This window comes from Streptomyces capillispiralis, from assembly GCF_007829875.1.
Taxonomy (GTDB): Bacteria; Actinomycetota; Actinomycetes; order Streptomycetales; family Streptomycetaceae; genus Streptomyces; species Streptomyces capillispiralis.
The window spans coordinates 3709086-3735057 of sequence record NZ_VIWV01000001.1; the positions used below are offsets into that span (position 1 = coordinate 3709086).

The following is a 25972-nucleotide window of genomic DNA, read 5'->3' on the forward strand; positions in this document are numbered from 1 at the left end:
CGGGTGTGAGAGGCGTGACACACCTTGAACCGGCTCGCTCCGGAGCCCGTGGGAAGAGGTGACCGACGGGCCATCGGGCCGACGACCCGAAACGGGGCGGCGAACCGGACGGGCCGACGGGCGGAGGACGGACCCGTGACCGTGGACAGCACCACTCAACAGGTCTAAACCAATTTCCCGTCGGCCCTTGTCATCGCACCCCCGGGTCTGATGAGCTGTGGCCTGGGACACAACGGACACCCTGGGAAAGGCAGATGCCGTGAGCAATGAAAGCCTGGCCAACCTTCTGAAGGAGGAGCGTCGCTTCTCGCCCCCCGCCGACCTGGCCGCGAACGCCAACGTCACGGCGGAGGCGTATGAACAGGCCAAGGCTGACAGGCTCGGCTTCTGGGCCGAGCAGGCCCGCCGGCTGACCTGGGCCACGGAGCCCACCGAGACCCTCGACTGGTCGAACCCGCCGTTCGCCAAGTGGTTCAAGGACGGCGAGCTCAACGTCGCCTACAACTGCGTGGACCGGCACGTCGAGGCCGGGCACGGCGACCGCGTCGCCATCCACTTCGAGGGCGAGCCGGGCGACAGCCGCGCCATCACCTACGCCCAGCTCAAGGACGAGGTCTCCAAGGCGGCCAACGCCCTGCTCGAACTGGGCGTCCAGAAGGGCGACCGGGTCGCCGTCTACATGCCGATGATCCCCGAGACGGCGATCGCGATGCTGGCCTGCGCCCGCATCGGTGCCGCGCACTCCGTCGTCTTCGGCGGCTTCTCCGCGGACGCGCTCGCGACCCGCATCCAGGACGCCGACGCCAAGGTCGTCATCACCGCCGACGGCGGCTACCGGCGCGGCAAGCCCTCCGCGCTCAAGCCGGCCGTGGACGACGCGGTCGGACGCGTGGAGAGCGTGCGGCACGTGCTCGTCGTCCGCCGCACCGGCCAGGACGTCGCCTGGGCCGAGGGCCGCGACGTGTGGTGGCACGACGTGGTCGACCGGCAGAGCACCGAGCACACCCCGGAGGCGTTCGAGGCCGAGCAGCCGCTGTTCATCCTCTACACCTCGGGCACCACGGGTAAGCCCAAGGGCATCCTGCACACCTCCGGCGGCTACCTGACCCAGACGGCGTACACCCACCACGCCGTCTTCGACCTCAAGCCCGAGACCGACGTGTACTGGTGCACGGCGGACGTCGGCTGGGTCACCGGACACTCGTACATCGTCTACGGCCCGCTCGCCAACGGCGCCACCCAGGTCATGTACGAGGGCACCCCGGACACCCCGCACCAGGGCCGCTTCTGGGAGATCGTGCAGAAGTACGGCGTCACGATCCTCTACACGGCGCCCACCGCGATCCGGACGTTCATGAAGTGGGGCGACGACATCCCCGCGAAGTTCGACCTGTCCTCGCTGCGGGTGCTGGGTTCCGTCGGAGAGCCGATCAACCCCGAGGCGTGGATCTGGTACCGCAAGAACATCGGCGCGGACCGCACCCCGGTGGTGGACACGTGGTGGCAGACCGAGACCGGCGGCATGATGATCTCGCCGCTGCCTGGCGTGACCGACGCCAAGCCGGGTTCCGCCCAGACCCCGCTGCCCGGCATCTCCGCGACCGTCGTCGACGACGAGGCGAACGAGGTGCCCAACGGCGGCGGTGGCTACCTGGTGCTCACCGAGCCGTGGCCGTCGATGCTGCGCACCATCTGGGGCGACGACCAGCGGTTCATCGACACCTACTGGTCGCGTTTCGAGGGCAAGTACTTCGCCGGTGACGGTGCCAAGAAGGACGACGACGGCGACATCTGGCTGCTCGGCCGGGTCGACGACGTCATGCTCGTCTCCGGGCACAACATCTCCACCACCGAGGTCGAGTCCGCGCTGGTCTCCCACCCGTCGGTCGCCGAGGCGGCCGTGGTGGGCGCGGCGGACGAGACCACCGGCCAGGCGATCGTCGCGTTCGTGATCCTGCGGGGCACGGCGGCCGAGAGCGAGGACCTCGTCGGCGAGCTGCGCAACCACGTGGGCGCCACGCTCGGCCCGATCGCCAAGCCCCAGAGGATCCTGCCGGTGGCGGAGCTGCCGAAGACCCGCTCCGGCAAGATCATGCGGCGTCTGCTGCGCGACGTCGCGGAGAACCGCCAGCTCGGTGACGTCACCACGCTGACGGACAGCACGGTCATGGATCTCATCCAGGCCAAGCTGCCCCAGGCCCCCAGCGAGGACTGAGCGGCCACCGGGCCATCGAGCCACCGGCTGACCACGGACGAGGCCGACGGGGCCTCGGCGCACCCGAGCGCCGGGGCCCCGCCCCGCCGGCCCCCACGCGCCCCATCAGCCCCCCAGGGCGCCCGCCAACCCCCAAGGGCCCCGTCAGCCTCCAGGACGCCCGCCCACCCCCACGGGGCCCCGTCAGCCCCCAGGGCGCCCGTCAGCCCTGGCGGCCCCGGCGGCCCCGGCGGCTCCTGGTGCACTTCCGAGCACGTTAGATAAGCTAAAGACACAAGCTGTCTCATGGAGCGCCGGGAAGTCTGGTCGGCACACGATTCGTGCTGCCCGTCGACCAGAGGAACCTCCCGTGACCGCGTCCCGCACCCCCTCTCCCCGCAAGGCCTTCGGACGGCTCTCCCTGCCCGAGCGGACCTACGTCGCGGACGCGCTGCGCACCGAGACCGTCGGCGGTGTCCTGCTGCTCATCGCCGCCGTCACCGCGCTGGTCTGGGCGAACGTACCCGCCCTGCACGACAGCTACGAGAGCGTCAGCCACTTCCACTTCGGTCCCGAGGCCCTCGGGCTGAACCTCTCCGTGGCGCACTGGGCCGCCGACGGACTGCTCGCGATCTTCTTCTTCGTCGCCGGTATCGAGCTCAAGCGCGAACTCGTCGCCGGTGACCTGCGCGATCCCAGAGCCGCCGCGCTCCCCGTCGTCGCCGCCCTGTGCGGCATGGCCGTACCGGCGCTGGTCTACACGCTGACCAGTGGCGCGGGCGGCGGCTCCCTGGCCGGCTGGGCCGTGCCCACCGCCACGGACATCGCCTTCGCGCTCGCCGTGCTCGCCGTCATCGGCACCTCCCTGCCGAGCGCGCTGCGCGCCTTCCTGCTCACCCTGGCCGTCGTCGACGACCTCTTCGCGATCATGATCATCGCGGTCTTCTTCACCGACGGCCTGAACTTCGCGGCGCTCGGCGGCGCGGTCGCGGGCCTGGTCGTCTTCTGGCTGCTGCTGCGCAAGGGAGTGCGCGGCTGGTACGTGTACGTCCCGCTCGGCCTGGTCGTGTGGGCGCTGATGTACAACAGCGGCATCCACGCCACCATCGCCGGTGTCGCCATGGGCCTGATGCTGCGCTGCCACCACCGCAGCGGCGAGGACCACTCCCCCGGTGAACGCGTCGAGCACCTGGTCCGGCCCCTCTCGGCGGGCCTCGCGGTGCCGCTGTTCGCCCTGTTCAGCGCCGGTGTGACGGTCTCCGGCAGCGCGCTGACGGACGTGTTCACCCAGCCCGAGACGCTGGGCGTGGTGCTCGGCCTCGTCGTCGGCAAGACGCTCGGCATCTTCGGCGGAACGTGGCTGACCGCCCGCTTCACCCGGGCCTCGCTCAGCGACGACCTGGCCTGGGCGGACGTGTTCGCCGTGGCGACCCTCGCCGGGATCGGCTTCACCGTCTCCCTGCTCATCGGGGAGCTCGCCTTCGAGGACGACGCGTCGATGACGGACAGCGTCAAGGCAGCCGTCCTGGCGGGCTCGCTGATCGCCACCGCCCTCGCGACGGTGCTGCTGAAGATCCGGAACGCCAAGTACCGCAGGCTGACCGAGGAGGAGGAGCGCGACGAGGACCTCAACCGCGTCCCCGACGTGTACGAGCAGGACGACCCGGCGTACCACCTGCGCATGGCGGAGATACACGAGCGGAAGGCCGCCGAGCACCGGCGCGTCGCCCGGGAGAAGACCGCGGAGCGGGACGCGCTTGCCGACATGGCGGGCGGGGCAGGCGAGGACCACGACGGTCCGGCATGATCTGACGGGACGGTACAAAAGAGGGGACACCGGCGGTCGGACGCGACCCGTCGGACCCAAACACCCGGACCCGGACCGTCAGACGGCAGACTGAACCGTACGCGCAGGCACGAAGGGCGTACACAGAACGTACGCAGAAGAGGGAGACCGCGATGAGCGCACCCGACGGCAGCCCGGTCGGCGCCGAACGCAGCATCGGCCAGCTGTTCGCCTCGGCGACGGCTGACATGTCGGCGCTGGTGCACGACGAGATCGCGCTGGCGAAGGCGCAGCTCAAGCAGGACGTCAAGCGGGGCGCGACCAGCGGCGGCGCGTTCATGGCGGCCGGCGTGCTGCTCCTGTTCTCCCTGCCGATGCTGAACTTCGCGCTCGCCTACGGCATCCGCACCTGGAGCGACTGGAACCTCGCGGTCTGCTTCCTGCTCTCCTTCGCGGCGAACGTGCTGATCGCGCTGTTCCTCGCCCTCATCGGCGTCGTCTTCGCGAAGAAGGCGAAGAAGGGCCGGGGCCCGCAGAAGGTGGCCGCGTCCATGAAGGAGACCGCGGGCGTACTGCAGAAGGCCAAGCCCCACCCGCGTCCCGAGCTGCCGGAGGACCGGGTCCCCCCGGCCATCGAGGCTGTGGCACGCTCGTCCTCATGACGGAACCCGCCACACCTGCGGCGCAGCCCGCTTCGGCCGTACGCCTCGACATCCCCGGCGGCGCCGGGCTGACGCACCGGGACGTCGCCGCCAACGGCGCCCGCTTCCACATCGCGGAGCTGGGCGACGGACCGCTGGTACTGCTGCTGCACGGCTTCCCCCAGTTCTGGTGGACCTGGCGGCACCAGCTGACGGCGCTCGCCGACGCCGGGTTCCGGGCCGTCGCCATGGACCTGCGGGGCGTCGGCGGCAGCGACCGCACACCGCGCGGTTACGACCCGGCCAACCTCGCGCTCGACATCACCGGGGTCGTCCGTTCCCTCGGCGAACCGGACGCCGCGCTCGTCGGACACGACCTGGGCGGATACCTGGCGTGGACGGCGGCGGCGATGCGCCCCAAGCTCGTACGGCGGCTGGCGGTCGCGTCCATGCCGCATCCGCGGCGCTGGCGGTCGGCGATGCTCGCGGACGCCAGACAGTCCGCCGCCATGTCCCACATCTGGGGGTTCCAGCGGCCGTGGATCCCTGAGCGCCGGCTGACCGCGGACGACGGAGCGCTGGTGGGCAAGCTCATCCAGGACTGGTCCGGGCCCCGCCTGCCGGACGAGGAGGCGCTGGAGAACTACCGGCGGGCCATGTGCATCCCGTCCACGGCGCACTGTTCGATCGAGCCGTACCGCTGGATGGTCCGCTCCCTGGCCCGCCCGGACGGCATCCAGTTCAACCGCAGAATGAAGCGGCCCGTGCGGGTGCCGACGCTGCATCTGCACGGCTCGCTGGACCCCGTGGTGCGCACACGCAGTGCCGCGGGATCCGGGGAGTACGTCGAAGCGCCCTACCGCTGGCGGCTGTTCGACGGTCTCGGGCACTTCCCGCACGAGGAAGACCCGGTCGCCTTCTCGACGGAACTGATCAACTGGCTGAAGGATCCGGAACCGGATCGGTAACCGTCCGGACGCCGCTGGTACCCCTTCTCGTACCCCCCACGTGAACGCTTGTCCGACGAACGCCAATTGCCTGGCGCATAGGCCAATTGGACGCCCCGGAGGCGGTTATCGACCATGGGGTGGGGGCACACGTCGGGGTATGGGCTGGACGCACGACTACAGTGACGCAAGCCGCAATCGCCGCTCGGCGAGCGGTGTGGGTTCCCACCAGCGAGGCGGTGCACCACAAATGGCAGGTACGGATCCCCGGGTGGGTATCCCGCGCATCCTCCGCCGCCGGGCCCGCTGGGTATCCGTCCGGCTGCGTCACCCGCGCGGCTGACGATCCGTACGGCTGCTCCTCCCCCGGCTGGGCGTACGCCCCGACGACCGGCTCGTCCGGCTTCGACGGCCGACTTGGGCGGCTTTGGCGGCCGGCTCGTGCGCCGACGGTCGGCTCACGCGGCTTTGGCGGCCCGGGGCCGCCCGAGTACCCGGGTCTCGTCTAGAGCGCGCAGCTGTCGCTGTCGACCTGCTGGTTCGCGCTGCGGCCCTTGGCGATGTCGTCCTGGATCTCGTCCGCGGTGAGCGCGTATCCCGTCTCGGCGTCGTCCAGCGACTTCGCGAAGATGACGCCGTAGACCTTGCCGTCGGGCGTCAGCAGCGGGCCGCCGGAGTTGCCCTGACGGACCGTCGCGTACAGGGAGTACACGTCGCGGCGGACCGTGCCGCGGTGGTAGATGTCGGGCCCGTTGGCCGTGATGCGTCCGCGCAGGCGGGCGGCCCGGACGTCGTACGCCCCGTTCTCCGGGAAGCCGGCGACGATCGCGCTGTCGCCGCTGCTCGCGTCCTCGGTCGTGAACCGCAGCGCCGGCGCCTTCAGGTCGGGTACGTCGAGGACGGCGATGTCGCGCCTCCAGTCGTAGAGGACGACCGTCGCGTCGTACTTCTTGCCCTCGCCGCCTATCTGCACGGTCGGCTCGTCGACGCCGCCCACGACATGGGCGTTGGTCATGACGCGGCGTTCGCCGAAGACGAAGCCGGTGCCTTCCAGAACCTTTCCGCAGCTCGGAGCGGTGCCCATCACCTTGACGATGGAGCGCTGCGCGCGGACGGCGACGGGGCTGCCCGCCAGGGCCGGGTCCGGGGGCTGGACGTCCGTGATCGGCTCGTTGGCGAACGGGCTGAAGACCTGGGGGAATCCGTTCTGCGCGAGGACGGAGGAGAAGTCGGCGAACCAGGTGTCGGCCTGGTCGGGCAGGGCCCGGGACACCCCGAGCAGCACCTTGGAGCTGCGGACCTCCTTGCCCAGTGTCGGCAGCGTCGTACCGGCGAGGGCCGAGCCGATCAGCCAGGCCACCAGGAGCATCGCCACGACGTTGACCAGGGCTCCGCCGGTGGCGTCCAGCGCGCGGGCCGGGGACCAGGTGATGTAGCGGCGCAGCTTGTTGCCCAGATGGGTGGTCAGGGCCTGGCCGATGGAGGCGCAGACTATGACGACGACGACCGCGACGACGGCGGCCGTCGTACTCACCTCGGAGTCGTCGGTCAGCGCGTCCCAGAGGACGGGCAGGGCGTAGACGGCGGCGAGACCACCGCCCAGGAAGCCGATCACCGACAGGATGCCGACGACGAAGCCCTGGCGATAGCCGACGATCGCGAACCACACGGCGGCGACCAGCAACAGGATGTCCAGCACGTTCACCGCTTCACGCCTCGCCTCGTCCTACCCAGCACGGCGCCCACCCTGTCATGACCGCCAGTCCAGCGGGACCTGCTTGTCCCGATCCCAGGGGCGCTCCCACCCCGCGAAGTGCAGCAATCGGTCGATGACCCCGGCGGTGAAGCCCCACACGAGGGCCGATTCGACCAGGAATGCCGGACCCTGGTGGCCACGGGGGTGGACCGCGGTCGCACGGTTGTCCGGGTGGGTGAGATCCGCCACGGGGACGGTGAAGACCCTCGCGGTCTCGTTCGGGTCCACGACGCCGACGGGGCTGGGGACGCGCCACCAGCCCAGCACGGGCGTGACGACGAAGCCGCTGACCGGGATGTAGAGCTTGGGCAGGACGCCGAAGAGCTGGACGCCGGACGGGTCGAGTCCGGTCTCCTCCTCCGCCTCGCGCAGAGCGGCCCGCAGTGGTCCGTCGCCGTGCGGGTCGCCGTCCTCGGGGTCGAGGGCGCCTCCGGGGAAGGACGGCTGTCCGGCGTGCGAACGCAGCGAGGTCGCCCGCTCCATGAGCAGCAGCTCCGGACCGCGCTCGCCCTCGCCGAAGAGGATGAGGACGGCGGACTGGCGCCCCGCGCCGTCCTCCGGGGGCAGGAAGCGGCTCAGCTGCCTCGGCGCGACCGTCTCCGCGGCGCGCACCACCGGGTCCAGCCAGCCGGGCAGTCCCTCCTTGCTGAGCGTCACCGGGCCGCCCTGGGTACCGCTCGTACGCGTCATCGCCACCCCCGTCGTCCGGCCCCGTTCCACGGGTCCAACGCCCGGCGGCCGCGCGATCGTTCCACGGTCCGCCCCGTACGCCGCTCCGTCATCCGGCCCCCAGCGGCGGGGCGGGCCTGCCGCCGGCGTCCAGATAGGCCTGCGGGGGCTTCAGACGCTGGCCCGGCAGGCCGCCCTTCTCGTACTTCAGCAGCTTCTTCGCCTTCTCCGGGTCCGTCTCGCCCTCGCCGTACGCCGGGCAGAGCGGCGCGATGGGGCAGGCGCCGCAGGCGGGCTTGCGGGCGTGGCAGATGCGGCGGCCGTGCCAGATCACGTGGTGCGAGAGGTCGGTCCAGTCGCTCTTGGGGAAGAGGGCGCCGACGGCCGCCTCGATCTTGTCGGGGTCGGTCTCCTCGGTCCAGCGCCAGCGGCGCACCAGGCGCTGGAAGTGCGTGTCGACGGTGATGCCGGGGCGGCCGAAGGCGTTGCCCAGCACGACGAAGGCGGTCTTGCGGCCCACGCCGGGCAGCTTGACGAGGTCCTCGAGGCGGCCCGGCACCTCGCCGCCGAAGTCCTCCACGAGGGCCTTCGACAGCCCCATCACCGACTTGGTCTTGGCCCGGAAGAAACCGGTGGGGCGCAGGATCTCCTCCACCTCCTCGGGGTTGGCGGCGGCCAGGTCCTCGGGGGTGGGGTACTTCGCGAAGAGCGCGGGGGTGGTCTGGTTGACGCGCAGGTCGGTGGTCTGGGCCGACAGCACGGTGGCGACCACAAGTTGGAAGGGGTTCTCGAAGTCCAGCTCCGGGTGGGCGTACGGGAACACCTCGGCGAGCTCGCGGTTGATCCGGCGGGCCCGCCGGACCAGCGCGGTGCGCGACTCCTCCTCGGACGGCTTCACGACGGTCTTCACCGGGGCTGCCTTCACGGCCGCGGTGGCCTTCTTGGGGGCGATGAGCGGCTTCTTGCGGAGGGGCGCCGTGTTGACGACGGCTGCGGCGGCCTTCCCGGCCCGGGGGGTCTTCTGGGCGGCGCTCGTCTTCTTGGCCGCGCTCGCCTTCTTGGCGGCACCGGTCGTCTTGGCCGGACCGGTCGTCTTGGCCTGGGCGGCCTTCGTGGCCGGGGCAGCCCGCTCGGCGGAGGCAGTCTTCTTGGCGGGGGCAGCCTTCGTGGCCTCGGCGCCCTTCGTGGCCTCGGCGGCCTTCGTGGCCGGGGCAGCCCGTTTCTCGGCCGGTGCGGCCCCGCTCGTGGTCTCGTTCCTCGGTTCCTTCTTCACCGGCGCCCTCTTCGTCGCTTTCGCCGTTTCCCTACCGCCATCGGAGCCCTGTTCGCCCACAGCGGAATCGCGACGTACTGCCACCGCGCAGCCCCCTCGGCCTGTGCTCTCACCGGCGATTTGGACACCCGGCCAGCCTACGACCCGGCACCGACATCCGCCCCGGACCCTGAAGATCGGCGTCCAATTGGACCCCTGCCGCTTACCCCGACAGGCCCGTACGGCATCCTTGTGACAGATCACACTGTTTGGACCGTCCGGCAAAATGGGCACCAAGGTCCCCTGGTACGTGGGGGAACAAGATCCCCTGAGCAGGTCGACAAGGAGAGAACTCGTGGACGACGTTCTGCGGCGGAACCCGCTCTTCGCGGCGCTCGATGACGAGCAGGCCGCGGAGCTTCGCGCCTCCATGAGTGAGGTGACCCTGGCACGGGGCGACTCCCTGTTCCACGAGGGCGACCCCGGTGACCGCCTCTACGTGGTCACCGAGGGCAAGGTGAAGCTGCACCGCACGTCCCCCGACGGCCGCGAGAACATGCTCGCCGTGGTCGGTCCGGGCGAGCTGATCGGTGAGCTGTCGCTCTTCGACCCGGGCCCGCGCACCGCGACCGCCACCGCGCTCACCGAGGTCAAGCTGCTCGGCCTGGGCCACGGCGACCTCCAGCCCTGGCTGAGCGCCCGCCCCGAGGTGGCCACGGCGCTGCTGCGGGCCGTCGCACGCCGGCTGCGCAAGACCAACGACGCGATGTCGGACCTGGTCTTCTCGGACGTCCCGGGCCGTGTCGCCCGCGCCCTGCTGGACCTGTCCCGCCGCTTCGGCGTGCAGTCCGAGGAGGGCATCCACGTCGTCCACGACCTCACGCAGGAGGAGCTGGCCCAGCTGGTCGGCGCGTCCCGCGAGACGGTCAACAAGGCCCTGGCGGACTTCGCCCAGCGCGGCTGGCTCCGGCTCGAGGCCCGCGCGGTGATCCTCCTGGACGTCGAGCGCCTGGCGAAGCGCTCCCGCTGACCCCACCGCACGGCTCCTAGGTCAGCCGGCCGGTCCGGCGGCCCGGCGGTCACCCGACCGGCCGGTCAGATGATGCCGTGCTCCTGCAAGTACTCCAGCTGGGCCCGCACCGACAGTTCGGCGGCGGGCCACAGGGAGCGGTCGACGTCGGCGTAGACGTGGGCGACGACCTGGGACGGGGTGCGGTAGCCGTCCTCCACGGCCGTCTCGACCTGGGCGAGTCGGTGGGCGCGGTGGGCGAGGTAGTACTCGACGGCACCCTGGGCGTCCTCCAGCACGGGCCCGTGACCGGGCAGGACCGTGTGGACGCCGTCGTCGACCGTGAGCGACCTGAGCCGGCGCAGCGTGTCCAGGTAGTCGCCCAGGCGGCCGTCGGGGTGGGCCACGACGGTCGTACCGCGGCCCAGGATGGTGTCGCCGGTGAGGACCGCCCGGTCGGCCGGGAGGTGGAAGCACAGGGAGTCGGCCGTGTGGCCCGGGGTCGGTACGACCCTCAGCTCCAGGCCGCCGACCCTGATGACGTTCCCGGCGGCCAGCCCCTCGTCCCCGAGCCGCAGCGCCGGGTCCAGGGCCCGCACCTTCGTGCCGGTGAGCTCGGCGAAACGGGCGGCGCCCTCGGCGTGGTCGGGGTGACCGTGCGTCAGCAGGGTGAGCGCGATCCGCTTTCCGGCCTGCTCGGCCGTGCCGATGACGTGCCTCAGGTGCCCGTCGTCCAGCGGGCCGGGATCGACCACGACCGCGAGGTCGGAATCCGGTTCCGACAGGATCCAGGTGTTGGTGCCGTCCAGGGTCATCGCCGAGGGGTTGGGGGCCAGCACGTTGACGGCGCGCGCGGTGGCCGGGCCGGAGAGGACTCCGCCCCGCGGCCGGCCGGGAAGGGTGCTTGCGTCCGTCATGCGGGGCCTCCACCGGTCGGGACGTGCTTGGTGAACTCGTCGTGCCCCGGCCAGGAGAGCACGATCTCGCCCTCCACCAGGCGCGCGGTGGCCAGCACCGGCGTGAGGTCGCGCGCGGGCGCCGCGTCGAGCGCCTCCGCTGCCGTGCCGTACGCCGTGAGCTGGCGCAGGGTTGCGATCGTCGGGGGCATCATCAGCAGCTCGCCCCGGTCGTACGCGCCGGCGGCCTCGCGCGGGGTGATCCACACCGTGCGGTCGGCCTCCGTGGAGGCGTTGCGCGTGCGCTGGCCGTCGGGGAGCGCGGCGACGAAGAACCACGTGTCGTAGCGGCGGGGCTCGAACTCGGGGGTGATCCAGCGCGTCCAGGCGCCGAGCAGGTCCGAGCGCAGGACCAGTCCACGGCGGTCGAGGAACTCCGCGAAGGACGTCTCCCGCGCGACGAGGGCGGCACGGTCCGCCTCCCAGTCCTCGCCCCTGGTGTCGCCGACCACGGTGTCCGGGGTCGGCCCGGCCAGCAGCACGCCGGCCTCCTCGTACGTCTCCCGCACGGCCGCGCAGACGATCGCCTGGGCGTCCGTCTCGCCGACGCCGAGCCGGTCCGCCCACCACGCGCGCGGGGGACCCGCCCACCGCACGTGCCGGTCGTCGTCCCGCGGGTCGACACCGCCGCCGGGATAGGCGTACGCGCCGCCGGCGAACGCCATGGACGTACGCCGGCGCAGCATGTGCACGGCGGGACCGTCGCCGGTGTCCTTGAGCAGCATGACGGTGGCCGCGCGCTTCGGCGTGACCGGCGTGAGGCCGCCACCCGCGAGCGCCCGGATCCGCTCCGGCCACTCCGGCGGGTACCACTGCCCATCAGCCTGCGCATTCGCCATGGCCGGAGGCTATCCCGTGACGGCCGGATGTTCGAGTGCCCGAGGGGCGGGACGGGGGCACTGGGGCGGGGCACAGGGGCGGGGCACAGGGGCCGGGGGGTGGGCACGACGGGGCTGTGCGCCGCCTGGGCCCCGGAGCAGCCCTCGGGGGCGGCCGGGGGCCCGTCCAGGACGCCGACGGCCGGACCGAACCGGACCTAACCGGACGGGACCGGACGGGACCGGACGCGGCCACCCGACGGGTCGAGAACGTACCCGCGCGGCCGCCGGAGGACGCCGACGGCCCCCGACGGCCGCCGGAGGACTACGCCTCCGTGAGCTCCACCTGGATCTCCACCTCCACCGGTGCGTCCAGCGGCAGCACCGCGACACCCACCGCGCTGCGCGCGTGCACGCCCTTGTCGCCGAGGACCTCGCCCAGCAGCTCGCTCGCGCCGTTGAGGACGGCGGGCTGGCCCGTGAAGTCGGACGCGGAGGCCACGAAGCCGACGACCTTCACCACGCGCGCCACCCGGTCCAGGTCCCCGGCGACGGACTTCACCGCGGCGAGGGCGTTCAGCGCGCAGGTGCGCGCCAGCTCCTGCGCCTCCTCCGGGGTGACCTCCGCACCGACCTTGCCGGTCAGCGCCAGCTTGCCGTCCACCATGGGCAGCTGGCCGGCGGTGTAGACGTACCGCCCCGACCGCACGGCCGGCTGGTACGCCGCCAGCGGCGGGACGACCTCCGGCAGGCTCAGGCCCAGCTCGGCCAGCTTCGCCTCGACGGCGCTCATCCCTGCCTCTCCCGCTTCAGGTAGGCCACCAGCTGCTCGGGGTTGTTCGGCCCGGGCACGACCTGGACGAGCTCCCAGCCGTCCTCGCCCCAGGTGTCCAGAATCTGCTTCGTTGCGTGGACGAGCAGCGGCACAGTCGCGTATTCCCACTTGGTCATGCGGCCGACTCTAGCCCCCCGGCCGGCCGGGACGCGGACCCGTCCCGCCCCCTCGCGCGGGGCGCGACGTCCGGGAACCACCACCCGGAGCCGCCGGGTCGCGACGCGAGCATTTAGTCTCGAATACGTGAGCAGGCTCCAGGTCGTGAGTGGCAAGGGCGGAACCGGCAAGACCACGGTGGCCGCGGCGCTCGCGCTGGCCCTGGCCACGGAGGGGAAGCGGACGCTTCTCGTCGAGGTCGAGGGCCGGCAGGGCATCGCGCAGCTCTTCGAGACGGAGGCGCTGCCGTACGAGGAGCGGAAGATCGCCGTCGCACCGGGGGGCGGCGAGGTGTACGCCCTCGCCATCGACCCCGAACTGGCGCTTCTCGACTACCTCCAGATGTTCTACAAGCTCGGCAGCGCCGGCCGGGCCCTGCGCAAGCTCGGCGCGATCGACTTCGCCACCACCATCGCCCCCGGCGTGCGGGACGTCCTGCTGACCGGCAAGGCGTGCGAGGCGGTGCGCCGCAAGGAAAGGAACGGCCGGTTCGTCTACGACTACGTCGTGATGGACGCCCCGCCGACCGGCCGCATCACCCGCTTCCTCAACGTCAACGACGAGGTCGCGGGACTCGCCAGGATCGGCCCGATACACAATCAGGCGCAGGCCGTGATGCGGGTGCTGAAGTCGCCGGAGACGGCCGTGCACCTGGTGACACTGCTGGAGGAGATGCCGGTCCAGGAGACCGCGGACGGCATCGCGGAGCTGCGCGCGGCGCGGCTGCCGGTGGGGCGGGTCATCGTGAACATGGTGCGGCCGCAGGTGCTGGACGCGGACGGCCTGGAACTCGTGACGTCGGTCCCTCGTTCCTCTGTCGCGCGGGCACTGTCCTCGGCCGGCCTGGGCGGGGCCCGGCGCGGTGGGCACGCCGAGCGGCTGGTGGACCCGCTGCTCGCGCAGGCGCGGGAGTACGCCGAGCGGTACGCGCTGGAGACGGAGCAGCGCGCCGCGCTGACGGACCTCGACGCGCCGCTGCACGAACTGCCGCTGTTCGCGGAGGGCATGGACCTGGCGGGCTTGTACGAACTGGCGAGAGAACTGCGCGGACAGGGCGTCTCATGACCGGCCGCGCGCGTCCCGCCGTCACCGCCGTCACCGCCGTCCTAAACCACCACCGCCACCGTCGTACCGGCCCCGTCACGAGTCGGACGTACCGGAAGCACCGGAAGCAGGGGATGTCATGAGCCGTCGTCCGGAACCGGCGCAGACCCACGACCCGGCCCGTCACCACCTCTCCCCCACCCGCACGCTCGACATCGACCCGCTGATCGAGGACCCGGCCACCCGGATCGTGGTGTGCTGCGGCTCGGGCGGGGTCGGCAAGACGACCACCGCCGCGGCCCTGGGCCTCCGCGCGGCCGAGCGGGGCCGCAAGGTGGTGGTGCTCACCATCGACCCGGCCCGTCGGCTCGCCCAGTCCATGGGGATCGACTCGCTCGACAACACCCCGCGCCGGGTGAAGGGCATCGACGACTCCGCGGGCGGCGAACTGCACGCGATGATGCTCGACATGAAGCGCACCTTCGACGAGATCGTCGAGGGGCACGCGGACCCCGACCGGGCCGCCGCGATCCTGGGCAACCCCTTCTACCAGTCGCTTTCGGCGGGCTTCGCGGGCACGCAGGAGTACATGGCGATGGAGAAGCTGGGCCAGCTGCGGTCCCGGGACGAGTGGGACCTCATCGTGGTGGACACCCCGCCGTCCCGTTCCGCGCTGGACTTCCTGGACGCGCCGAAGCGGCTGGGGTCGTTCCTCGACGGCAAACTCATCCGCGTCCTGCTGGCGCCGGCGAAGGTCGGCGGCCGCGCGGGCATGAAGTTCCTGAACGTCGGCATGTCGATGATGACCGGCGCGCTGGGCAAGGTGCTGGGCGGTCAGCTGCTGAAGGACGTGCAGACGTTCGTGGCCGCGATGGACTCGATGTTCGGCGGGTTCCGCACGCGGGCGGACGCCACGTACAAGCTGCTCCAGGCGCCCGGGACGGCGTTCCTCGTGGTGGCGGCCCCGGAGCGGGACGCGCTGCGCGAGGCCGCGTACTTCGTGGAGCGGCTGGCGGCGGAGGACATGCCGCTGGCCGGTCTGGTCCTCAACCGGGTCCACGGCAGCGGCGCGGACCGGCTGTCGGCCGAGCGGGCGCTCGCCGCCGCGGAAAATCTTGAGGACGCCCGCATTGTGGATCAGGAGGACGGGAAAGCTGGACTTCGTAACTCTCCCGACACATACGGCAGTTCAGAACTTCCTGCTTCCGGGACACCGGTGGACGACGTTCCCGACGGAGGCTCCCCCGCCACCACGGACGACACCGGCACAGACGCAGGCACACACACCACAGCCGCAGCTACGGACACAGGCGTAGGCACAGACACAGACGCAGACACAGACGCGACTACCGACACGGAGACGGGCACAGGCACAGGCACAGGCACCCACGGCAAGGAGGCGGCACCGGACCCGCATCCCTCCGCGGGCCCGTCCCCGGACCCGGACGCCGATGCGGAACGGTCCGTCGACCGGCTCACCGCGAGCCTGCTGAGGCTGCACGCCGAGCGGATGCAGCTGCTCTCGCGCGAGCAGCGCACGCGTGACCGTTTCACCGCGCTGCACCCGGAGGTGGCGGTGACCGAGGTCGCCGCGCTGCCCGGTGACGTGCACGACCTCATGGGGCTGCGGGACATCGGCGACCGGCTCGCGGCCCACCGGCACGAGCTGCCCGAAACATCCTGACAGTCCCGGTACGTACGGCTGCCCCACAGGCACGTGACCGCACCCGCCGGCCACACACGACGGGACTCATACCAGGCACACCAGGCATACCGGGCACGCCCGGTTGACCCACGACGCGAACGCGATGACGCACGGCGGACGACCGGGCACGACGCACCCACCGCGGGGCGGCGCACAGGAGAACCGAACCGGACGGGACCGGATCCCCCGAAGTCCCTCAGCTCACCAGGGCGAAAGTCCCTCAGCCGACCGCGGCGAAGTTCTCGTACACCTCGTCGTCGTTGAGGGGCAAGACCCCCGACCCCCGCTCGTACTCCGAGCGCGCGGTCTCCAGCAGCCGGCGCCAGGAGGTCACGGTCGGCCGCCGGCGCAGCAGTGCGCGGCGCTCCCGCTCCGTCATGCCTCCCCACACACCGAACTCGACGCGGTTGTCGAGCGCGTCGGCCAGGCACTCGGTGCGTACCGGGCACCCGGTGCACACTGCCTTGGCCCTGTTCTGCGCTGCTCCTTGAACGAACAGTTCATCCGGATCGGTAGTGCGGCAGGCAGCCTGCGCACTCCAGTCGGTAACCCAGCCCATACCGGCGCCGTCCTCTCCCGAATCGAGGCTCCCCCACGGCGGCAGCGGCATATTCACCGCCGCCAGTTGAGGACGTTACGGAAGGTGGGCACAGCGCAACACCCCCAGCGGGCCCAATCTTGAATGGTCCGAACGGACTATGGGTAAGCGGCAGATCACCCGGGGGAGTGAGGGGACGACATGCGCGACAATCCCGGCATTCCTGGTCAGTTCCCTTGCGTCACCGCACGCATCGCGGGACACACGAGGCGGATCCGGACACGTACTCAACACCTCTCGGCACGACTCGAACGAGAACGAACGAAAAAAGTCGAGAAGGGTCGAGAAGATCCGGAACGATTCGGGGTCGCCGGACGTATTGATACGTGGCCTCACTGCTGTGACAGTTGTGAGCAGCTTAGGCCAAGGCATATACGCTTGTCCGGCGAATGAGAACGTAGGCTGCTCCCATGCCAAAGAAGCGCTCGGGCGGTGGTCTGTCGTCAACGCAGCAGGCCGCCAAGTTCCTCGGTGTCAGTGTCCTCGCGGGGGCCGTCATGGCCGGTATCGCGCTGCCCGCCGTGGGCGCGCTGGGGCTGGCGGCCAAGGGGTCGGTCGAGAGCTTCGACGAGCTCCCGGCCAACCTGAAGACGCCGCCGCTGAGCCAGCGCACCACCATCCTCGACGCAGACGGCGGCCAGATCGCCACCGTCTACTCGCGCGACCGCACGGTGGTCGACCTCAAGGACATCTCGCCGTACATGCAGAAGGCGATCGTCGCGATCGAGGACTCCCGCTTCTACGAGCACGGCGCGGTCGACCTGAAGGGCGTCCTGCGCGCCCTCAACAAGAACGCGCGCAGCGGCGGGGTCTCCGAGGGCGCCTCCACCCTCACGCAGCAGTACGTGAAGAACGTCTTCGTCGAGGAGGCCGGCGACGACCCGACGAAGGTCGCGCAGGCCACCCAGCAGACCATCGGCCGCAAGATCCGCGAACTGAAGTACGCGATCCAGGTCGAGGAGGAGCTGGGCAAGAAGAAGATCCTCGAGAACTACCTGAACATCACCTTCTTCGGCCAGCAGGCCTACGGCATCGAGGCGGCGGCCCAGCGGTACTTCTCCAAGCCGGCCAAGGACCTCAACCTCCAGGAGTCCGCCCTCCTCGCCGGCCTCGTCCAGTCACCGAGCCGCTACGACCCGGTCAACGACGAGGCGGAGGCGACGAAGCGGCGCAACACCGTCATCCACCGGATGGCCGAGGTCGGCGACATCTCCCAGGAGCAGGCCGACGAGGCGGCGAGGACACCGCTGGGCCTGAACGTCAGCAGGCCGGAGAACGGCTGCATCACGGCGGTCGCCGACGCGAGCTTCTTCTGCGACTACGTCCGTGAGGTGTTCCTCAGCGACCCGGTCTTCGGCAAGACCAAGGAGGACCGGGCCAAGATCTGGAACCAGGGCGGCCTGACCATCCGTACGACGCTCGACCCGCAGGCGCAGAAGTCGGTGCAGGAGTCGCTGACGAGCCACGTCGACCAGTCGGACTCGGTCGCCGCGGCGAGCACCCTGGTCGAGCCCGGCACCGGCAAGATCGTCGCGATGGGCCAGTCGAAGCCGTACGGCTACGGCAAGGACGAGACGGAGATCAACTACTCGGTCGACTCCGCCCTGGGCGGCTCCAACTTCGGCTTCCCGACCGGTTCGACGTTCAAGCCGTTCGTGGCCGCCGCCGCGCTGGAGGAGGGCAGGCCGCCCACGCAGTCCTACTCCGCCCCGTACGAGATGCCCTACCCGCAGACCGTGCGCGGTTGTGAGCGCCCCTGGGTGAACGACGCGAACTACAAGCTCACGAATGAGAACGAGACCGAGGTCGGGCCGTACGCGCTCAAGGAGGCGATGGCCAAGTCGGTCAACACCTACTTCGTGCAGATGATCGAGGACATCGGCATGTGCCCCGTGGTGAACATGACCGACAAGCTCGGCGTGGTCCAGGGCAACGGGAAGAAGATCCCCCAGGTCCCCTCCTCGATGACCCTCGGTTCCACCGGTCTGTCGCCCCTCACCATGGCGAGCGCGTACGCCGCCTTCGCCTCCCGGGGCATGTACTGCACGCCGGTCGCCATCGAGTCGATCACCCAGAAGATCGGCAACCGGGAGAAGTCGCTCGAGGTGCCGAAGTCGACCTGCTCGCGCGCGATGAGCGAGAAGACCGCCGACACGGTGAACACCCTCCTCCAGGGAGTGGTCGACTCCGGTACGGGCCAGGAGGCGGGCCTCAGCGACCGTGACAACGCCGGCAAGACGGGTACGACGGACGAGCGCAGGAACGCCTGGTTCGTCGGCTACACGCCGAACATGTCGGGCGCCGTCTGGGTGGGCAGCGCCACGCAGAAGGTCGAGATGAAGAACATCACGATCGGCGGCACCTACCACGAGCTCGTCTTCGGCGGCGCGGTCCCGGGCCCCATCTGGCGCGACGCCATGACCGGTGCCCTGTCGGGCAAGGACTCCCCGTCCTTCAACCTCGTCAACATCCCCGACGCCGACCGCGATCAGGACCGCGGCGACGACGGGGGCGGCCGTGGCAACGACGGGGACAACGGCGACGGCGGTCTCATCGGCGGCCTGATCGGCGGAGGCAACGGCAACGGCGGAGGCAACGGCGGGGGCGGCGGGACCGAACCCGACCCGAGCTTCTCCATCCCGGAGGGCTTCATCCAGGGCCAGGGCAACGGCCCCGGCGGACGGCGCTGACGGTCCGTCCGTCCCCGACCCGCCCGTCCGCCCCGGACCGCACGGATACGCCGAACGGCCCCTTCCGCCCCGTACGAACCGTACGGCGGGGGAAGGGGCCGTTCGCCGTCGCGATGCCGCGCCCTCGTGCGCCGCCCGCGAGCGGGCGACGTCCCGCGGCCGACCGGGAGCGGGCGGACGTGAGGGGGCGCGAGCGGAAGTGCGCGGAGCGGGCGGAGATCGGGGAGCGGGCGGAGGCGGGCGGGAATCAGCCCGCGAGCAGCTTCTTCACCGCCGCGGCGACCCGGCCGCCCTCGGCCTGCCCGGCCACCTTCGGGTTCACGATCTTCATCACGGCACCCATGGCGCGCGGGCCCTCGGCACCGGCCGCCCTGGCCTCCTCCACCGCCTGGGCCACGATCGCGTCCAGCTCCTCGTCGGACAGCTGCTTGGGCAGGTACGCGGCAAGCACCTCGCCCTCCGCCTTCTCCCGCTCCGACTGCTCGGGGCGGCCGCCCTGCGCGAAGGCATCCGCCGCCTCGCGGCGCTTCTTCGCCTCGCGGGTGATCACCTTCTGCACCTCGTCGTCGGAGAGCGCGCGCTTCTCCTTGCCCGCGACCTCCTCCTTGGTGATCGCGGCGAGCGTCAGCCGGAGCGTCGAGGAGCGGAGCTCGTCGCGCTCCTTGATCGCGGCGTTGAGGTCGTCCTGCAGCTTCGACTTGAGCGTGGTCATGACTTGATTGTCGCAGGTACCGGAGCAAGGACGCCTGCCGATTTAAGGCCCGGCGCGGCAAGGGACGTTGGAGTGCTGCACCGCCCGGCCTCAGGGCACGACGGGCCCCTCGCGTCTGACACGATGGACGCATGCGCGCGCGATACGGAATCCCCCTGGGAATCACGGCGGCCGGAGCCGCCGGGCTGCTGTACGCGGCGGGCTTCGAGGCCCGCTCCTTCCGCCTGCGGCGGGTGACCATCCCCGTCCTGCCCTCCGGAATGCGCCCCCTGCGCGTGCTGCAGGTCTCCGACATCCACCTGGTGAGCGGCCAGCGCAAGAAGCAGCGCTGGCTGCGCTCCCTGGCGGGCCTGCGCCCCGACTTCGTGATCAACACGGGCGACAACCTGTCCGACCCCGAGGGCGTGCCCGAGGTCCTGGACGCCCTCGGCCCCCTGATGGAGTTCCCGGGCGCGTACGTCTTCGGCTCCAACGACTACTACGGCCCCAAGCTGCGCAACCCCGCCCGCTACCTGATCGAGAAGGCGCAGGGCAGGCACGGCCTCAACGGCAACGCCCCGGCGGCCGGCGCGATCCACAACCCGTGGGAGGACCTGCGGGACGGTTTCGACGCGGCGGGCTGGCTGAACCTGACGAACACCAGGGGCACCCTGAAGATCGAGGGCACGTCCATCGAGCTGACCGGCCTGGACGACCCGCACATCAAGCGTGACCGGTACGACGAGGTGTCGGGCGGCCCGTCGGACACGGCGGACTTCTCGCTGGGCGTCGTCCACGCCCCCTACCTGCGCGTACTCGACTCCTTCACGGCCGACGGCTACCCCCTGATCCTGGCCGGCCACACCCACGGCGGACAGCTCTGCATCCCCTTCTACGGCGCCCTGGTCACCAACTGCGACCTGGACACCGACCGCGTGAAGGGCCTGTCCACGCACACGTCGGGGGGCCACACCTCCTACCTCCACGTCTCGGCCGGCTGCGGCACCAACCGCTACACCCCGGTCCGCTTCGCCTGCCCCCCGGAGGCGACACTGATGACCCTGGTGGGACGGGACTGATCACCCACCGGGGCGACGGCACCGGGACCGCTGGGAGCACGGGAGCACGAGGGGCACGGGAGCACCGGACGGTGCTCCCCCGTTCAGCCCACCCGCGTCGCCCCTCCGGGTCCGTCGCCGCACGCTGGGGTGCATGACCGCCCCGATACCCAGGGACATCCCGGACCTCCCCGCCCTTCCGGGTACGACGCCCACGCTGCTGCCCTCCTCCGCCCCGGCCCGGGCCGTCGTACCGCCGGTGCGCCGCCCGCTGACCGCGGTGTACCGCCTGGCCCTGGCGCTGGTGGCGACGTGCGCGGTGCTGGTCGAAGTCCTCCTCGGCAGCCCGGCCCGCGTGCTGAGCCACTTCGCCGTCCAGAGCACGGTCCTGCTGGCCCTGGTCATGCTCGCGTCGGCCCGCCGCGCCTGGAGCGCCCGCCACCCCCTCCCGGGCACCGTCACAGGGGCGACCCTGCTGTACGTCGTCATGGCGGCCCTGGTCCACCACGCGCTCCCCCACTTCTCGACGACGGGCGCCGGCGACCCCTCATGGCCGGTGACCCTCGCCGACCACACCCTGCACACCGTGCTCCCCATCGCCGCGGTACTGGACTGGCTCGTCCTCTCCCCGCCGGCCCGCACCCACCTCCGTCAGGCGGCCACCTGGCTGCTGTACCCCCTGGCCTACCTGGCCTTCACCCTGACCCGGGGCGAACTGCTCCCCGACTCCCCGGCCCGCTACCTCTACCCCTTCCTCGACGTCGCCCAGCACGGCTACCGGCACGTCCTCGCCAACGCCCTCCTCCTGGGCCTCGCCTTCTACGCCCTGGCCACCCTCGTCGTGGCGCTGGACCACACCCGCCCGAACCCGGTCCGCCGCCCCTCCAAAACCGGATTTCGTGTCTAGCCCCCAGTGGGCTAAAGTAAACGTCGTCGCCGCGACAGCAGCGACGATCGGGGTGTAGCGCAGCTTGGCAGCGCGCTTCGTTCGGGACGAAGAGGTCGTGGGTTCAAATCCCGCCACCCCGACAGAGAAACACCAGGTGAGGCACCTACCAGTTGTGGTAGGTGCCTCACCTGTTTCGTCTGCGTGGCTATCTGCGTGACTACCGGCTCTCGCGTGTCTACGGCCGCTGTGGATCAGCGCCGAAGATCCCGTCCATGACCACGGCGCCGGTCTGGATCACGGGCCGGATCTGCTTCCGGTAGACCCCTCGGTCACAGCCGTCCCCGAGTGCCCAACGAGCCGGGAGACGTTCCTCCGCATCGCAGGAGACTCCCGATGTCTCGGGACCCGCACCCGCACTCCCTCGTATCCGCCCGACCCGAACCGCCCAGGACGGGGCTGCCGTCCGAGGCCCCGCTGCTGTCGGTGCACGCCGCCGTGGTGTTCCTGGCGGCCGTCGTCAGCGTTTTCGTGCTGCGCAAGCTGATCGGCTGACCGACGGTGGCCGGGGATGCAGTGAGTGCATCCCGTCCCACGGCCCCATTCACAACGTCTGCTCAGGAAGGGTGCCCGGTGGGTGGGAGGGGCGGGATCGTGATGACGGGCGTGTAGCCGCCTGCGTGGTCGGGCTCGTCCACGGCCTCGGAACCGACAGCGACCCAGGCATGGGCGCGGAAGGGATCGGTACGCACACCGGTGCACCAGGTGGGCCAAACCCCCCAGGCTCGGCACAGCAGGACGGTGGCCAGTGAGCGTTGCAGGCAGCTCCAGTCGCTGGCGCAGCGTGGGCTGACAGTGACCACGGCCTGTCTGGCCGCGGCGGCCTGGTGCCGGGTGGCGGGGGCGGCTTTGCGGCGTAGCAGGTGGAGGACTGCGCGGATGTGGTGCGGGCGGGCGCTGGCCAGCGGGCGGGCCAGGGTCACGGCCAGCCGGGCGAGGAGGCGTCGGCGGAGCGGGATGGTGACCGGCTGTGGTCCGGTGCGGTCGGTCATGGTGAGGCTTCCTGGTGGGGTGGTGCCTGGGTTAACGGTGCCGGAGGGGTCAGTCCCGCAGTAGTCCGGTCTGTCGGAGGGCTTTGATGAAGCGTGCGACGTCCGCGTCGACGTCGGCATGTGCCTGCGGGTAGCGCTGGGCCAGGGCAGCCGCGGCGGTCTGGGCAGGGGCGCCCTGCAGCAACAGGCGCAGGATGAGTGCCCCGCTCGGGTTCAACTGGCGGTATTTTCCGGTGCGCTCGTCCAGCAGGACCATCGCGCCGTCGTCGGTGTCGACTGCGGTCACGTGCGCGGGCAGGGACAGCGGCATCACGGTGCTCCTTGTGACAGCACGTGCGGCACCGAGGCCGGGCTGCCGCCTTCCAACGAGCGCAGCCAGACTTCGCAGCCCACTGTGTAGATCAGCGGGGCGGTGTCGGCGTGGTTGGCATGGAAGTGGACAGCGCCGCGCAGCCGTTGGGCGTCGATCAGGCCGGCCCGAGCCAGCAGCGAGTCCTCGGCCAGGGCGAGGAGCTGTCCACGGTGGCGGCGCAGCGCCTGGTAGAAGTCGGCGTCGTAGGTGCCCTTGGTCTGACGTGCCAGGATGTGGGCGGGCACGATGCCGGTCAGGGCGGTGCCGAGCAGGGGTTTGACCGTGCCGGGTTGTACGGCCTCCGGTGGGCGGACCGACAAGGCGGCGGTGACGACTGCGTCGTCGGTGTACGGCAGAGCGATATCAGGGCCCTGCATCGTCTGGTTCATCACGCGCACTGTGTTGCCGCCCTCACGGACTTGTTGCAGTACGGCGTGCACGGACCGATGCGGTGAAAGTGGTTGCGGGTTGTTGGCAGCCACAGTTCGCAGGGCTCTTTTCATCGTCGCCACCGCCTCGGGGGTGGTCCAGCCCGGAGCGCGCGGTTCGGGTTGCCAGCCGAGCATGCCGGCGAATCCTGACTGTGGTGCGAGCGCCAGGTGCCCGGCGGCGTCCAGCAACCACCGCCGGTACGAGGTCCGCTCCAGGACGCTGCGCGCCTGCGAGAGGCGGCTGACACGCCACTGATGGTGGTGGTGGCGCAGCTGGCCCCACACCCGCCACGGCTTGGCGGCGGCCAAATCCTGCAGGTAGGCGAGGTAAGGGGTGAACAACTCGTCGCCGCCGCCACCGCCCAGATGTAGCCGGGAGCCATGGGCGGCGACCCGCTGCAGCAGGTCGGACTGTTTGGCGAAGTCCCGTACCCAGGGGCAGGGTTCCTCGCTGGGCAGCCGCAACCCACCCACGCCGGTGAACCAGTCGGGTGACTGCCCGGCGGGCACGACCAGGTGGGCGGCCGAGGGCAGCGCTTCGCGCACACGGGTGGCCCAGACGCCGTCGTCGTTCTGCGGGTCGCGTCCCTCCCAGTGGATGGTGACCAGATGCCCGGCCTCCCGTGCTGCCAGAAAGCACAGGCTCGTCGAATCCAGCCCCCCAGACGCATCTGCGCTGATCGTGCCGCCGGCAGCCGTACAGGTGCCAACTGCTTCCACCAGCGCGGTGCGGACCTCTGCGGCGGCCTCCTTCAACGACAGGTGGGGCTCGGGGGGACGCCACCAGCACGCCGCCAACGCCCGCCGCCCGTCACGCTCCCACGCCACTACCTCCTGCGCAGGGACCGCGTGCACGTTCTGCCAGACGGTCCGGTCGGCAAGGACGGTTGATGTCACCGGAGGGGACATGAGCCGTAAAGCCAGCATCTCCCAGTCAGGGCTCGCCCCCGACAAGGCGGCCAGCACATCGGCGCGGCCGGCCGCCACCGGTAGCTCACCGATGCGGGTGGTGAACACGCGGCAGGCGGCCGACGCCGTACCGCGTGCCCACACCCGCCCGCCCACCGACGCCAGCACGTGAAAACTGCCCGCCACACCCCCTACCGCCTGCTCCACCTCCGAAGGCCGACGCACCCGCTCAAGCCGCCGCCCCAGCACCTCCGCCCGCACGGAACTCCGGCCCAGAACCACGACCCGTACCTCACCCGCCCGCGCCGACACCTCCTGCCGGGCATCCCAGCAGCCGATCAGCCAGGGCCGTCCCGACGCATGCGACACGCTGCGCACCCCCTCCTGGCACAGCCGCCTCGCCACAACAGCAGCCGACGCGGTGTCCGGCAGCATCACCCACCAGCCACCCACCACACTCCTCCCTCCTCAACGGAACGTCCTCCGGTCATCACCCAACCCCGCACCCGGTGGGGACACGCACGCGTGTCCCCACCGGGCTCACCACCCTGCGCTCAGGGGCGGAGCTGGAACGGCGGGGGACCGCCCTCGATGTGCTGGCCAAGCCACGAGCCGCGGGTGATCTCATTGAAGTCGCCCGCCTCACTCAGCATGGGCGCCTCGTAGACCTCTTCCTGGTTTTCCATGTCCGTCACCTCCCTCCGGAAAGAGTGATCAGAGCTGAACCTGTCCACGAGCAACGGGACCGCTCATCCACCTTGATGACCGAAGGGACCAGGGATAACCGCCTCACCCGCATAAACGCACCGTATGAGTGGCGGTGCAGTACAACCCCCGGCAACCAGTGCCCCCACTCCATGCACAGTGCGCCGGTGCGACCGGGCCACGACGCGACGTGCGGGAGTAACGGTGACGGACTCGTTCGGGCACCCCCGGCGAGCTGGTTCAGGGCGGTCTGCTCGTCAGGGTCGATGGCCGGCTTCCAGCCGGGCCTCGGCGGCGACCCGGTCAGTGAGGCCGGCAGCGGTAACTGTGGGCAGGAGCCTGCCAGGTGGCGGGGTCAGTTTCCCGGCATCCGCCAGGCCGCCGACAGGCCGAGGAACCAGCTGACCGGGACGGCAGCATCCGCAGGATGCGAAAGGCCGCGCCACCGGCAGCTCCCACCAGGCAAACCAGCTGGCACAACCGCCCCGCCACAACAGCAGCCCGCTCGGTATCCGGGTTCGTAGGCCGGAAGTGCTTCCATCCCGAAGCGCCGCTTCGTGAGCATCACCGCCGGCGTCTGAGTGGGGCGAATGCCGGAACGCGCGATGCTCGCCGGCACGTCCTCTTCGCGAGCGCGGGCCTGCCCGCAGAAGCCATCTGAGGCAGGCAGCAGGCTCCCCAGTCGAACCCGCGTAGCACCTTGCGGGTGGTCCGCGTCCCGAGTGCGTGTCCAACTGCGTGACAACGCAGACGAACAGCGGTGGACAACCGTGGACGCCTGTGGACCGTTGCACCAGGTGAGAGCCAGGACAGCCCAAGGCAGCGCCCCCAC

At 71.0% G+C, this 25972-nt stretch carries 26 protein-coding genes and 1 tRNA gene; 13 read left to right on the plus strand and 14 right to left on the minus strand.

Annotated elements, in window-relative coordinates:
• Nucleotides 1-259 precede the first annotated feature (259 nt).
• The 5 genes from acs (at nucleotide 260) to FHX78_RS37460 (ending at nucleotide 5911) form a co-directional block, all read left to right on the plus strand.
• Nucleotides 260-2215 (plus strand): acetate--CoA ligase, encoded by a 1956-nt coding sequence (acs, locus tag FHX78_RS15725; protein WP_145868090.1) that lies wholly within the window; start codon nucleotides 260-262, stop codon nucleotides 2213-2215.
• Nucleotides 2216-2564: 349 nt separating this feature from the next.
• Nucleotides 2565-4001 (plus strand): Na+/H+ antiporter NhaA, encoded by a 1437-nt coding sequence (gene nhaA, locus FHX78_RS15730; RefSeq protein ID WP_145868091.1) that lies wholly within the window; start codon nucleotides 2565-2567, stop codon nucleotides 3999-4001.
• Nucleotides 4002-4153: 152 nt separating this feature from the next.
• Nucleotides 4154-4642 carry a phage holin family protein gene (locus FHX78_RS15735; RefSeq protein WP_145868092.1) on the plus strand — a complete coding sequence of 163 codons (489 nt, stop codon included), beginning with the start codon at nucleotides 4154-4156 and terminating at the stop codon, nucleotides 4640-4642.
• Complete coding sequence (locus FHX78_RS15740) at nucleotides 4639-5589, plus strand: alpha/beta fold hydrolase (protein ID WP_145868093.1); 951 nt, start codon at nucleotides 4639-4641, stop codon at nucleotides 5587-5589. Before FHX78_RS15735 ends, FHX78_RS15740 begins: the two co-directional genes overlap by 4 nt.
• Nucleotides 5590-5728: 139 nt before the next feature.
• Nucleotides 5729-5911 carry a hypothetical protein gene (locus FHX78_RS37460; protein WP_145868094.1) on the plus strand — a complete coding sequence of 61 codons (183 nt, stop codon included), beginning with the start codon at nucleotides 5729-5731 and terminating at the stop codon, nucleotides 5909-5911.
• Between the two features lie 162 nt (nucleotides 5912-6073).
• Here the strand turns inward: FHX78_RS37460 and FHX78_RS15750 are convergent, their stop codons facing one another.
• The 3 genes from FHX78_RS15750 to nth all read right to left on the minus strand — a co-directional run bounded on the left by FHX78_RS15750 (nucleotide 6074) and on the right by nth (nucleotide 9266).
• A complete protein-coding gene (locus tag FHX78_RS15750) occupies nucleotides 6074-7273 on the minus strand; it encodes a MarP family serine protease (RefSeq protein WP_145868095.1) in 1200 nt (399 codons plus the stop codon).
• A gap of 45 nt (nucleotides 7274-7318) precedes the next feature.
• Nucleotides 7319-8014, minus strand: a complete 696-nt coding sequence (locus FHX78_RS15755; protein WP_145868096.1) for an NUDIX hydrolase — start codon at nucleotides 8012-8014, stop codon at nucleotides 7319-7321.
• Nucleotides 8015-8102: 88 nt separating this feature from the next.
• A complete protein-coding gene (gene nth, locus FHX78_RS15760; protein ID WP_229923902.1) occupies nucleotides 8103-9266 on the minus strand; it encodes an endonuclease III in 1164 nt (387 codons plus the stop codon).
• 334 nt (nucleotides 9267-9600) lie between these two features.
• Between nth and FHX78_RS15765 the strand changes: the two genes are divergently transcribed.
• The gene (locus FHX78_RS15765) at nucleotides 9601-10275 is read left to right on the plus strand and encodes a Crp/Fnr family transcriptional regulator (protein WP_004985207.1); all 675 of its coding nucleotides are present in this window, start codon (nucleotides 9601-9603) and stop codon (nucleotides 10273-10275) included.
• Between the two features lie 65 nt (nucleotides 10276-10340).
• Here the strand turns inward: FHX78_RS15765 and FHX78_RS15770 are convergent, their stop codons facing one another.
• The 4 genes from FHX78_RS15770 to sp36 all read right to left on the minus strand — a co-directional run bounded on the left by FHX78_RS15770 (nucleotide 10341) and on the right by sp36 (nucleotide 12979).
• Complete coding sequence (locus FHX78_RS15770) at nucleotides 10341-11171, minus strand: MBL fold metallo-hydrolase (RefSeq protein ID WP_145868097.1); 831 nt, start codon at nucleotides 11169-11171, stop codon at nucleotides 10341-10343.
• The gene (locus FHX78_RS15775) at nucleotides 11168-12049 is read right to left on the minus strand and encodes an NUDIX hydrolase (RefSeq protein ID WP_145868098.1); all 882 of its coding nucleotides are present in this window, start codon (nucleotides 12047-12049) and stop codon (nucleotides 11168-11170) included. Before FHX78_RS15775 ends, FHX78_RS15770 begins: the two co-directional genes overlap by 4 nt.
• 304 nt (nucleotides 12050-12353) lie before the next feature.
• Nucleotides 12354-12821, minus strand: a complete 468-nt coding sequence (locus FHX78_RS15780; RefSeq protein ID WP_145868099.1) for a RidA family protein — start codon at nucleotides 12819-12821, stop codon at nucleotides 12354-12356.
• Complete coding sequence (sp36, locus tag FHX78_RS15785; protein WP_106979478.1) at nucleotides 12818-12979, minus strand: Sp36 family protein; 162 nt, start codon at nucleotides 12977-12979, stop codon at nucleotides 12818-12820. The genes FHX78_RS15780 and sp36 overlap by 4 nt, the downstream gene beginning before the upstream one ends.
• A 127-nt stretch (nucleotides 12980-13106) precedes the next feature.
• Here sp36 and bagA point away from each other — a divergent pair, with 127 nt between their 5' ends.
• Both bagA and bagB read left to right on the plus strand, forming a co-directional pair.
• A complete protein-coding gene (gene bagA / locus FHX78_RS15790; protein WP_145868100.1) occupies nucleotides 13107-14084 on the plus strand; it encodes an ATPase BagA in 978 nt (325 codons plus the stop codon).
• A gap of 118 nt (nucleotides 14085-14202) precedes the next feature.
• Nucleotides 14203-15747: an ATPase BagB gene (gene bagB, locus FHX78_RS15795; RefSeq protein ID WP_145868101.1), complete on the plus strand. Its 1545-nt coding sequence runs from the start codon at nucleotides 14203-14205 to the stop codon at nucleotides 15745-15747.
• A gap of 241 nt (nucleotides 15748-15988) precedes the next feature.
• Here bagB and wblA read toward each other — a convergent pair whose 3' ends face one another.
• A complete protein-coding gene (gene wblA, locus FHX78_RS36765; protein WP_189908567.1) occupies nucleotides 15989-16327 on the minus strand; it encodes a transcriptional regulator WblA in 339 nt (112 codons plus the stop codon).
• Between the two features lie 449 nt (nucleotides 16328-16776).
• Between wblA and FHX78_RS15810 the strand changes: the two genes are divergently transcribed.
• Entirely contained in the window at nucleotides 16777-19056 is a 2280-nt protein-coding gene (locus FHX78_RS15810) for a transglycosylase domain-containing protein (protein WP_145868102.1), read from the plus strand.
• A gap of 247 nt (nucleotides 19057-19303) precedes the next feature.
• Here FHX78_RS15810 and FHX78_RS15815 read toward each other — a convergent pair whose 3' ends face one another.
• Nucleotides 19304-19768 carry a GatB/YqeY domain-containing protein gene (locus tag FHX78_RS15815; RefSeq protein WP_145868103.1) on the minus strand — a complete coding sequence of 155 codons (465 nt, stop codon included), beginning with the start codon at nucleotides 19766-19768 and terminating at the stop codon, nucleotides 19304-19306.
• A gap of 131 nt (nucleotides 19769-19899) precedes the next feature.
• On the opposite strand from FHX78_RS15815, the gene FHX78_RS15820 reads away from it, so the two are divergent.
• The 4 genes from FHX78_RS15820 (at nucleotide 19900) to FHX78_RS36770 (ending at nucleotide 22246) form a co-directional block, all read left to right on the plus strand.
• Nucleotides 19900-20826: a metallophosphoesterase gene (locus tag FHX78_RS15820; RefSeq protein WP_145868104.1), complete on the plus strand. Its 927-nt coding sequence runs from the start codon at nucleotides 19900-19902 to the stop codon at nucleotides 20824-20826.
• 133 nt (nucleotides 20827-20959) lie between these two features.
• Nucleotides 20960-21712, plus strand: a complete 753-nt coding sequence (locus FHX78_RS15825; protein ID WP_145868105.1) for a Pr6Pr family membrane protein — start codon at nucleotides 20960-20962, stop codon at nucleotides 21710-21712.
• Between the two features lie 48 nt (nucleotides 21713-21760).
• Nucleotides 21761-21834 (plus strand) — tRNA-Pro (locus FHX78_RS15830).
• Between the two features lie 253 nt (nucleotides 21835-22087).
• The gene (locus tag FHX78_RS36770; RefSeq protein WP_167531769.1) at nucleotides 22088-22246 is read left to right on the plus strand and encodes a hypothetical protein; all 159 of its coding nucleotides are present in this window, start codon (nucleotides 22088-22090) and stop codon (nucleotides 22244-22246) included.
• Between the two features lie 62 nt (nucleotides 22247-22308).
• Here FHX78_RS36770 and FHX78_RS15835 read toward each other — a convergent pair whose 3' ends face one another.
• The 5 genes from FHX78_RS15835 to FHX78_RS37945 all read right to left on the minus strand — a co-directional run bounded on the left by FHX78_RS15835 (nucleotide 22309) and on the right by FHX78_RS37945 (nucleotide 25972).
• A complete protein-coding gene (locus tag FHX78_RS15835) occupies nucleotides 22309-22743 on the minus strand; it encodes a lasso peptide biosynthesis B2 protein (RefSeq protein WP_145868106.1) in 435 nt (144 codons plus the stop codon).
• Between the two features lie 49 nt (nucleotides 22744-22792).
• A complete protein-coding gene (locus FHX78_RS15840) occupies nucleotides 22793-23053 on the minus strand; it encodes a lasso peptide biosynthesis PqqD family chaperone (protein ID WP_145868107.1) in 261 nt (86 codons plus the stop codon).
• On the minus strand, nucleotides 23053-24888 hold the full coding sequence (locus tag FHX78_RS15845) for an asparagine synthase-related protein (protein ID WP_229923903.1): 1836 nt from the start codon (nucleotides 24886-24888) through the stop codon (nucleotides 23053-23055). The genes FHX78_RS15840 and FHX78_RS15845 overlap by 1 nt, the downstream gene beginning before the upstream one ends.
• A 101-nt stretch (nucleotides 24889-24989) precedes the next feature.
• Nucleotides 24990-25121 (minus strand): lasso RiPP family leader peptide-containing protein, encoded by a 132-nt coding sequence (locus FHX78_RS15850; RefSeq protein ID WP_145868108.1) that lies wholly within the window; start codon nucleotides 25119-25121, stop codon nucleotides 24990-24992.
• Nucleotides 25122-25495: 374 nt separating this feature from the next.
• Complete coding sequence (locus FHX78_RS37945; protein WP_145868109.1) at nucleotides 25496-25972, minus strand: DUF5958 family protein; 477 nt, start codon at nucleotides 25970-25972, stop codon at nucleotides 25496-25498.

Bases quoted from the DNA above. Each gene is read 5' to 3' on its own strand.
- FHX78_RS15735 (WP_145868092.1), top strand. From the start codon at position 4,154: ATGAGCGCACCCGACGGCAGCCCGGTCGGCGCCGAACGCAGCATCGGC.
- FHX78_RS15740 (WP_145868093.1), top strand. From the start codon at position 4,639: ATGACGGAACCCGCCACACCTGCGGCGCAGCCCGCTTCGGCCGTACGC.
- FHX78_RS37460 (WP_145868094.1), top strand. From the start codon at position 5,729: ATGGGCTGGACGCACGACTACAGTGACGCAAGCCGCAATCGCCGCTCG.
- FHX78_RS15755 (WP_145868096.1), bottom strand. From the start codon at position 8,014: ATGACGCGTACGAGCGGTACCCAGGGCGGCCCGGTGACGCTCAGCAAG.
- FHX78_RS15770 (WP_145868097.1), bottom strand. From the start codon at position 11,171: ATGACGGACGCAAGCACCCTTCCCGGCCGGCCGCGGGGCGGAGTCCTC.
- FHX78_RS15775 (WP_145868098.1), bottom strand. From the start codon at position 12,049: ATGGCGAATGCGCAGGCTGATGGGCAGTGGTACCCGCCGGAGTGGCCG.
- FHX78_RS15780 (WP_145868099.1), bottom strand. From the start codon at position 12,821: ATGAGCGCCGTCGAGGCGAAGCTGGCCGAGCTGGGCCTGAGCCTGCCG.
- sp36 (WP_106979478.1), bottom strand. From the start codon at position 12,979: ATGACCAAGTGGGAATACGCGACTGTGCCGCTGCTCGTCCACGCAACG.
- bagB (WP_145868101.1), top strand. From the start codon at position 14,203: ATGAGCCGTCGTCCGGAACCGGCGCAGACCCACGACCCGGCCCGTCAC.
- wblA (WP_189908567.1), bottom strand. From the start codon at position 16,327: ATGGGCTGGGTTACCGACTGGAGTGCGCAGGCTGCCTGCCGCACTACC.
- FHX78_RS15810 (WP_145868102.1), top strand. From the start codon at position 16,777: ATGCCAAAGAAGCGCTCGGGCGGTGGTCTGTCGTCAACGCAGCAGGCC.
- FHX78_RS15815 (WP_145868103.1), bottom strand. From the start codon at position 19,768: ATGACCACGCTCAAGTCGAAGCTGCAGGACGACCTCAACGCCGCGATC.
- FHX78_RS15820 (WP_145868104.1), top strand. From the start codon at position 19,900: ATGCGCGCGCGATACGGAATCCCCCTGGGAATCACGGCGGCCGGAGCC.
- FHX78_RS15825 (WP_145868105.1), top strand. From the start codon at position 20,960: ATGACCGCCCCGATACCCAGGGACATCCCGGACCTCCCCGCCCTTCCG.
- FHX78_RS36770 (WP_167531769.1), top strand. From the start codon at position 22,088: ATGTCTCGGGACCCGCACCCGCACTCCCTCGTATCCGCCCGACCCGAA.
- FHX78_RS15835 (WP_145868106.1), bottom strand. From the start codon at position 22,743: ATGACCGACCGCACCGGACCACAGCCGGTCACCATCCCGCTCCGCCGA.
- FHX78_RS15840 (WP_145868107.1), bottom strand. From the start codon at position 23,053: ATGCCGCTGTCCCTGCCCGCGCACGTGACCGCAGTCGACACCGACGAC.
- FHX78_RS15850 (WP_145868108.1), bottom strand. From the start codon at position 25,121: ATGGAAAACCAGGAAGAGGTCTACGAGGCGCCCATGCTGAGTGAGGCG.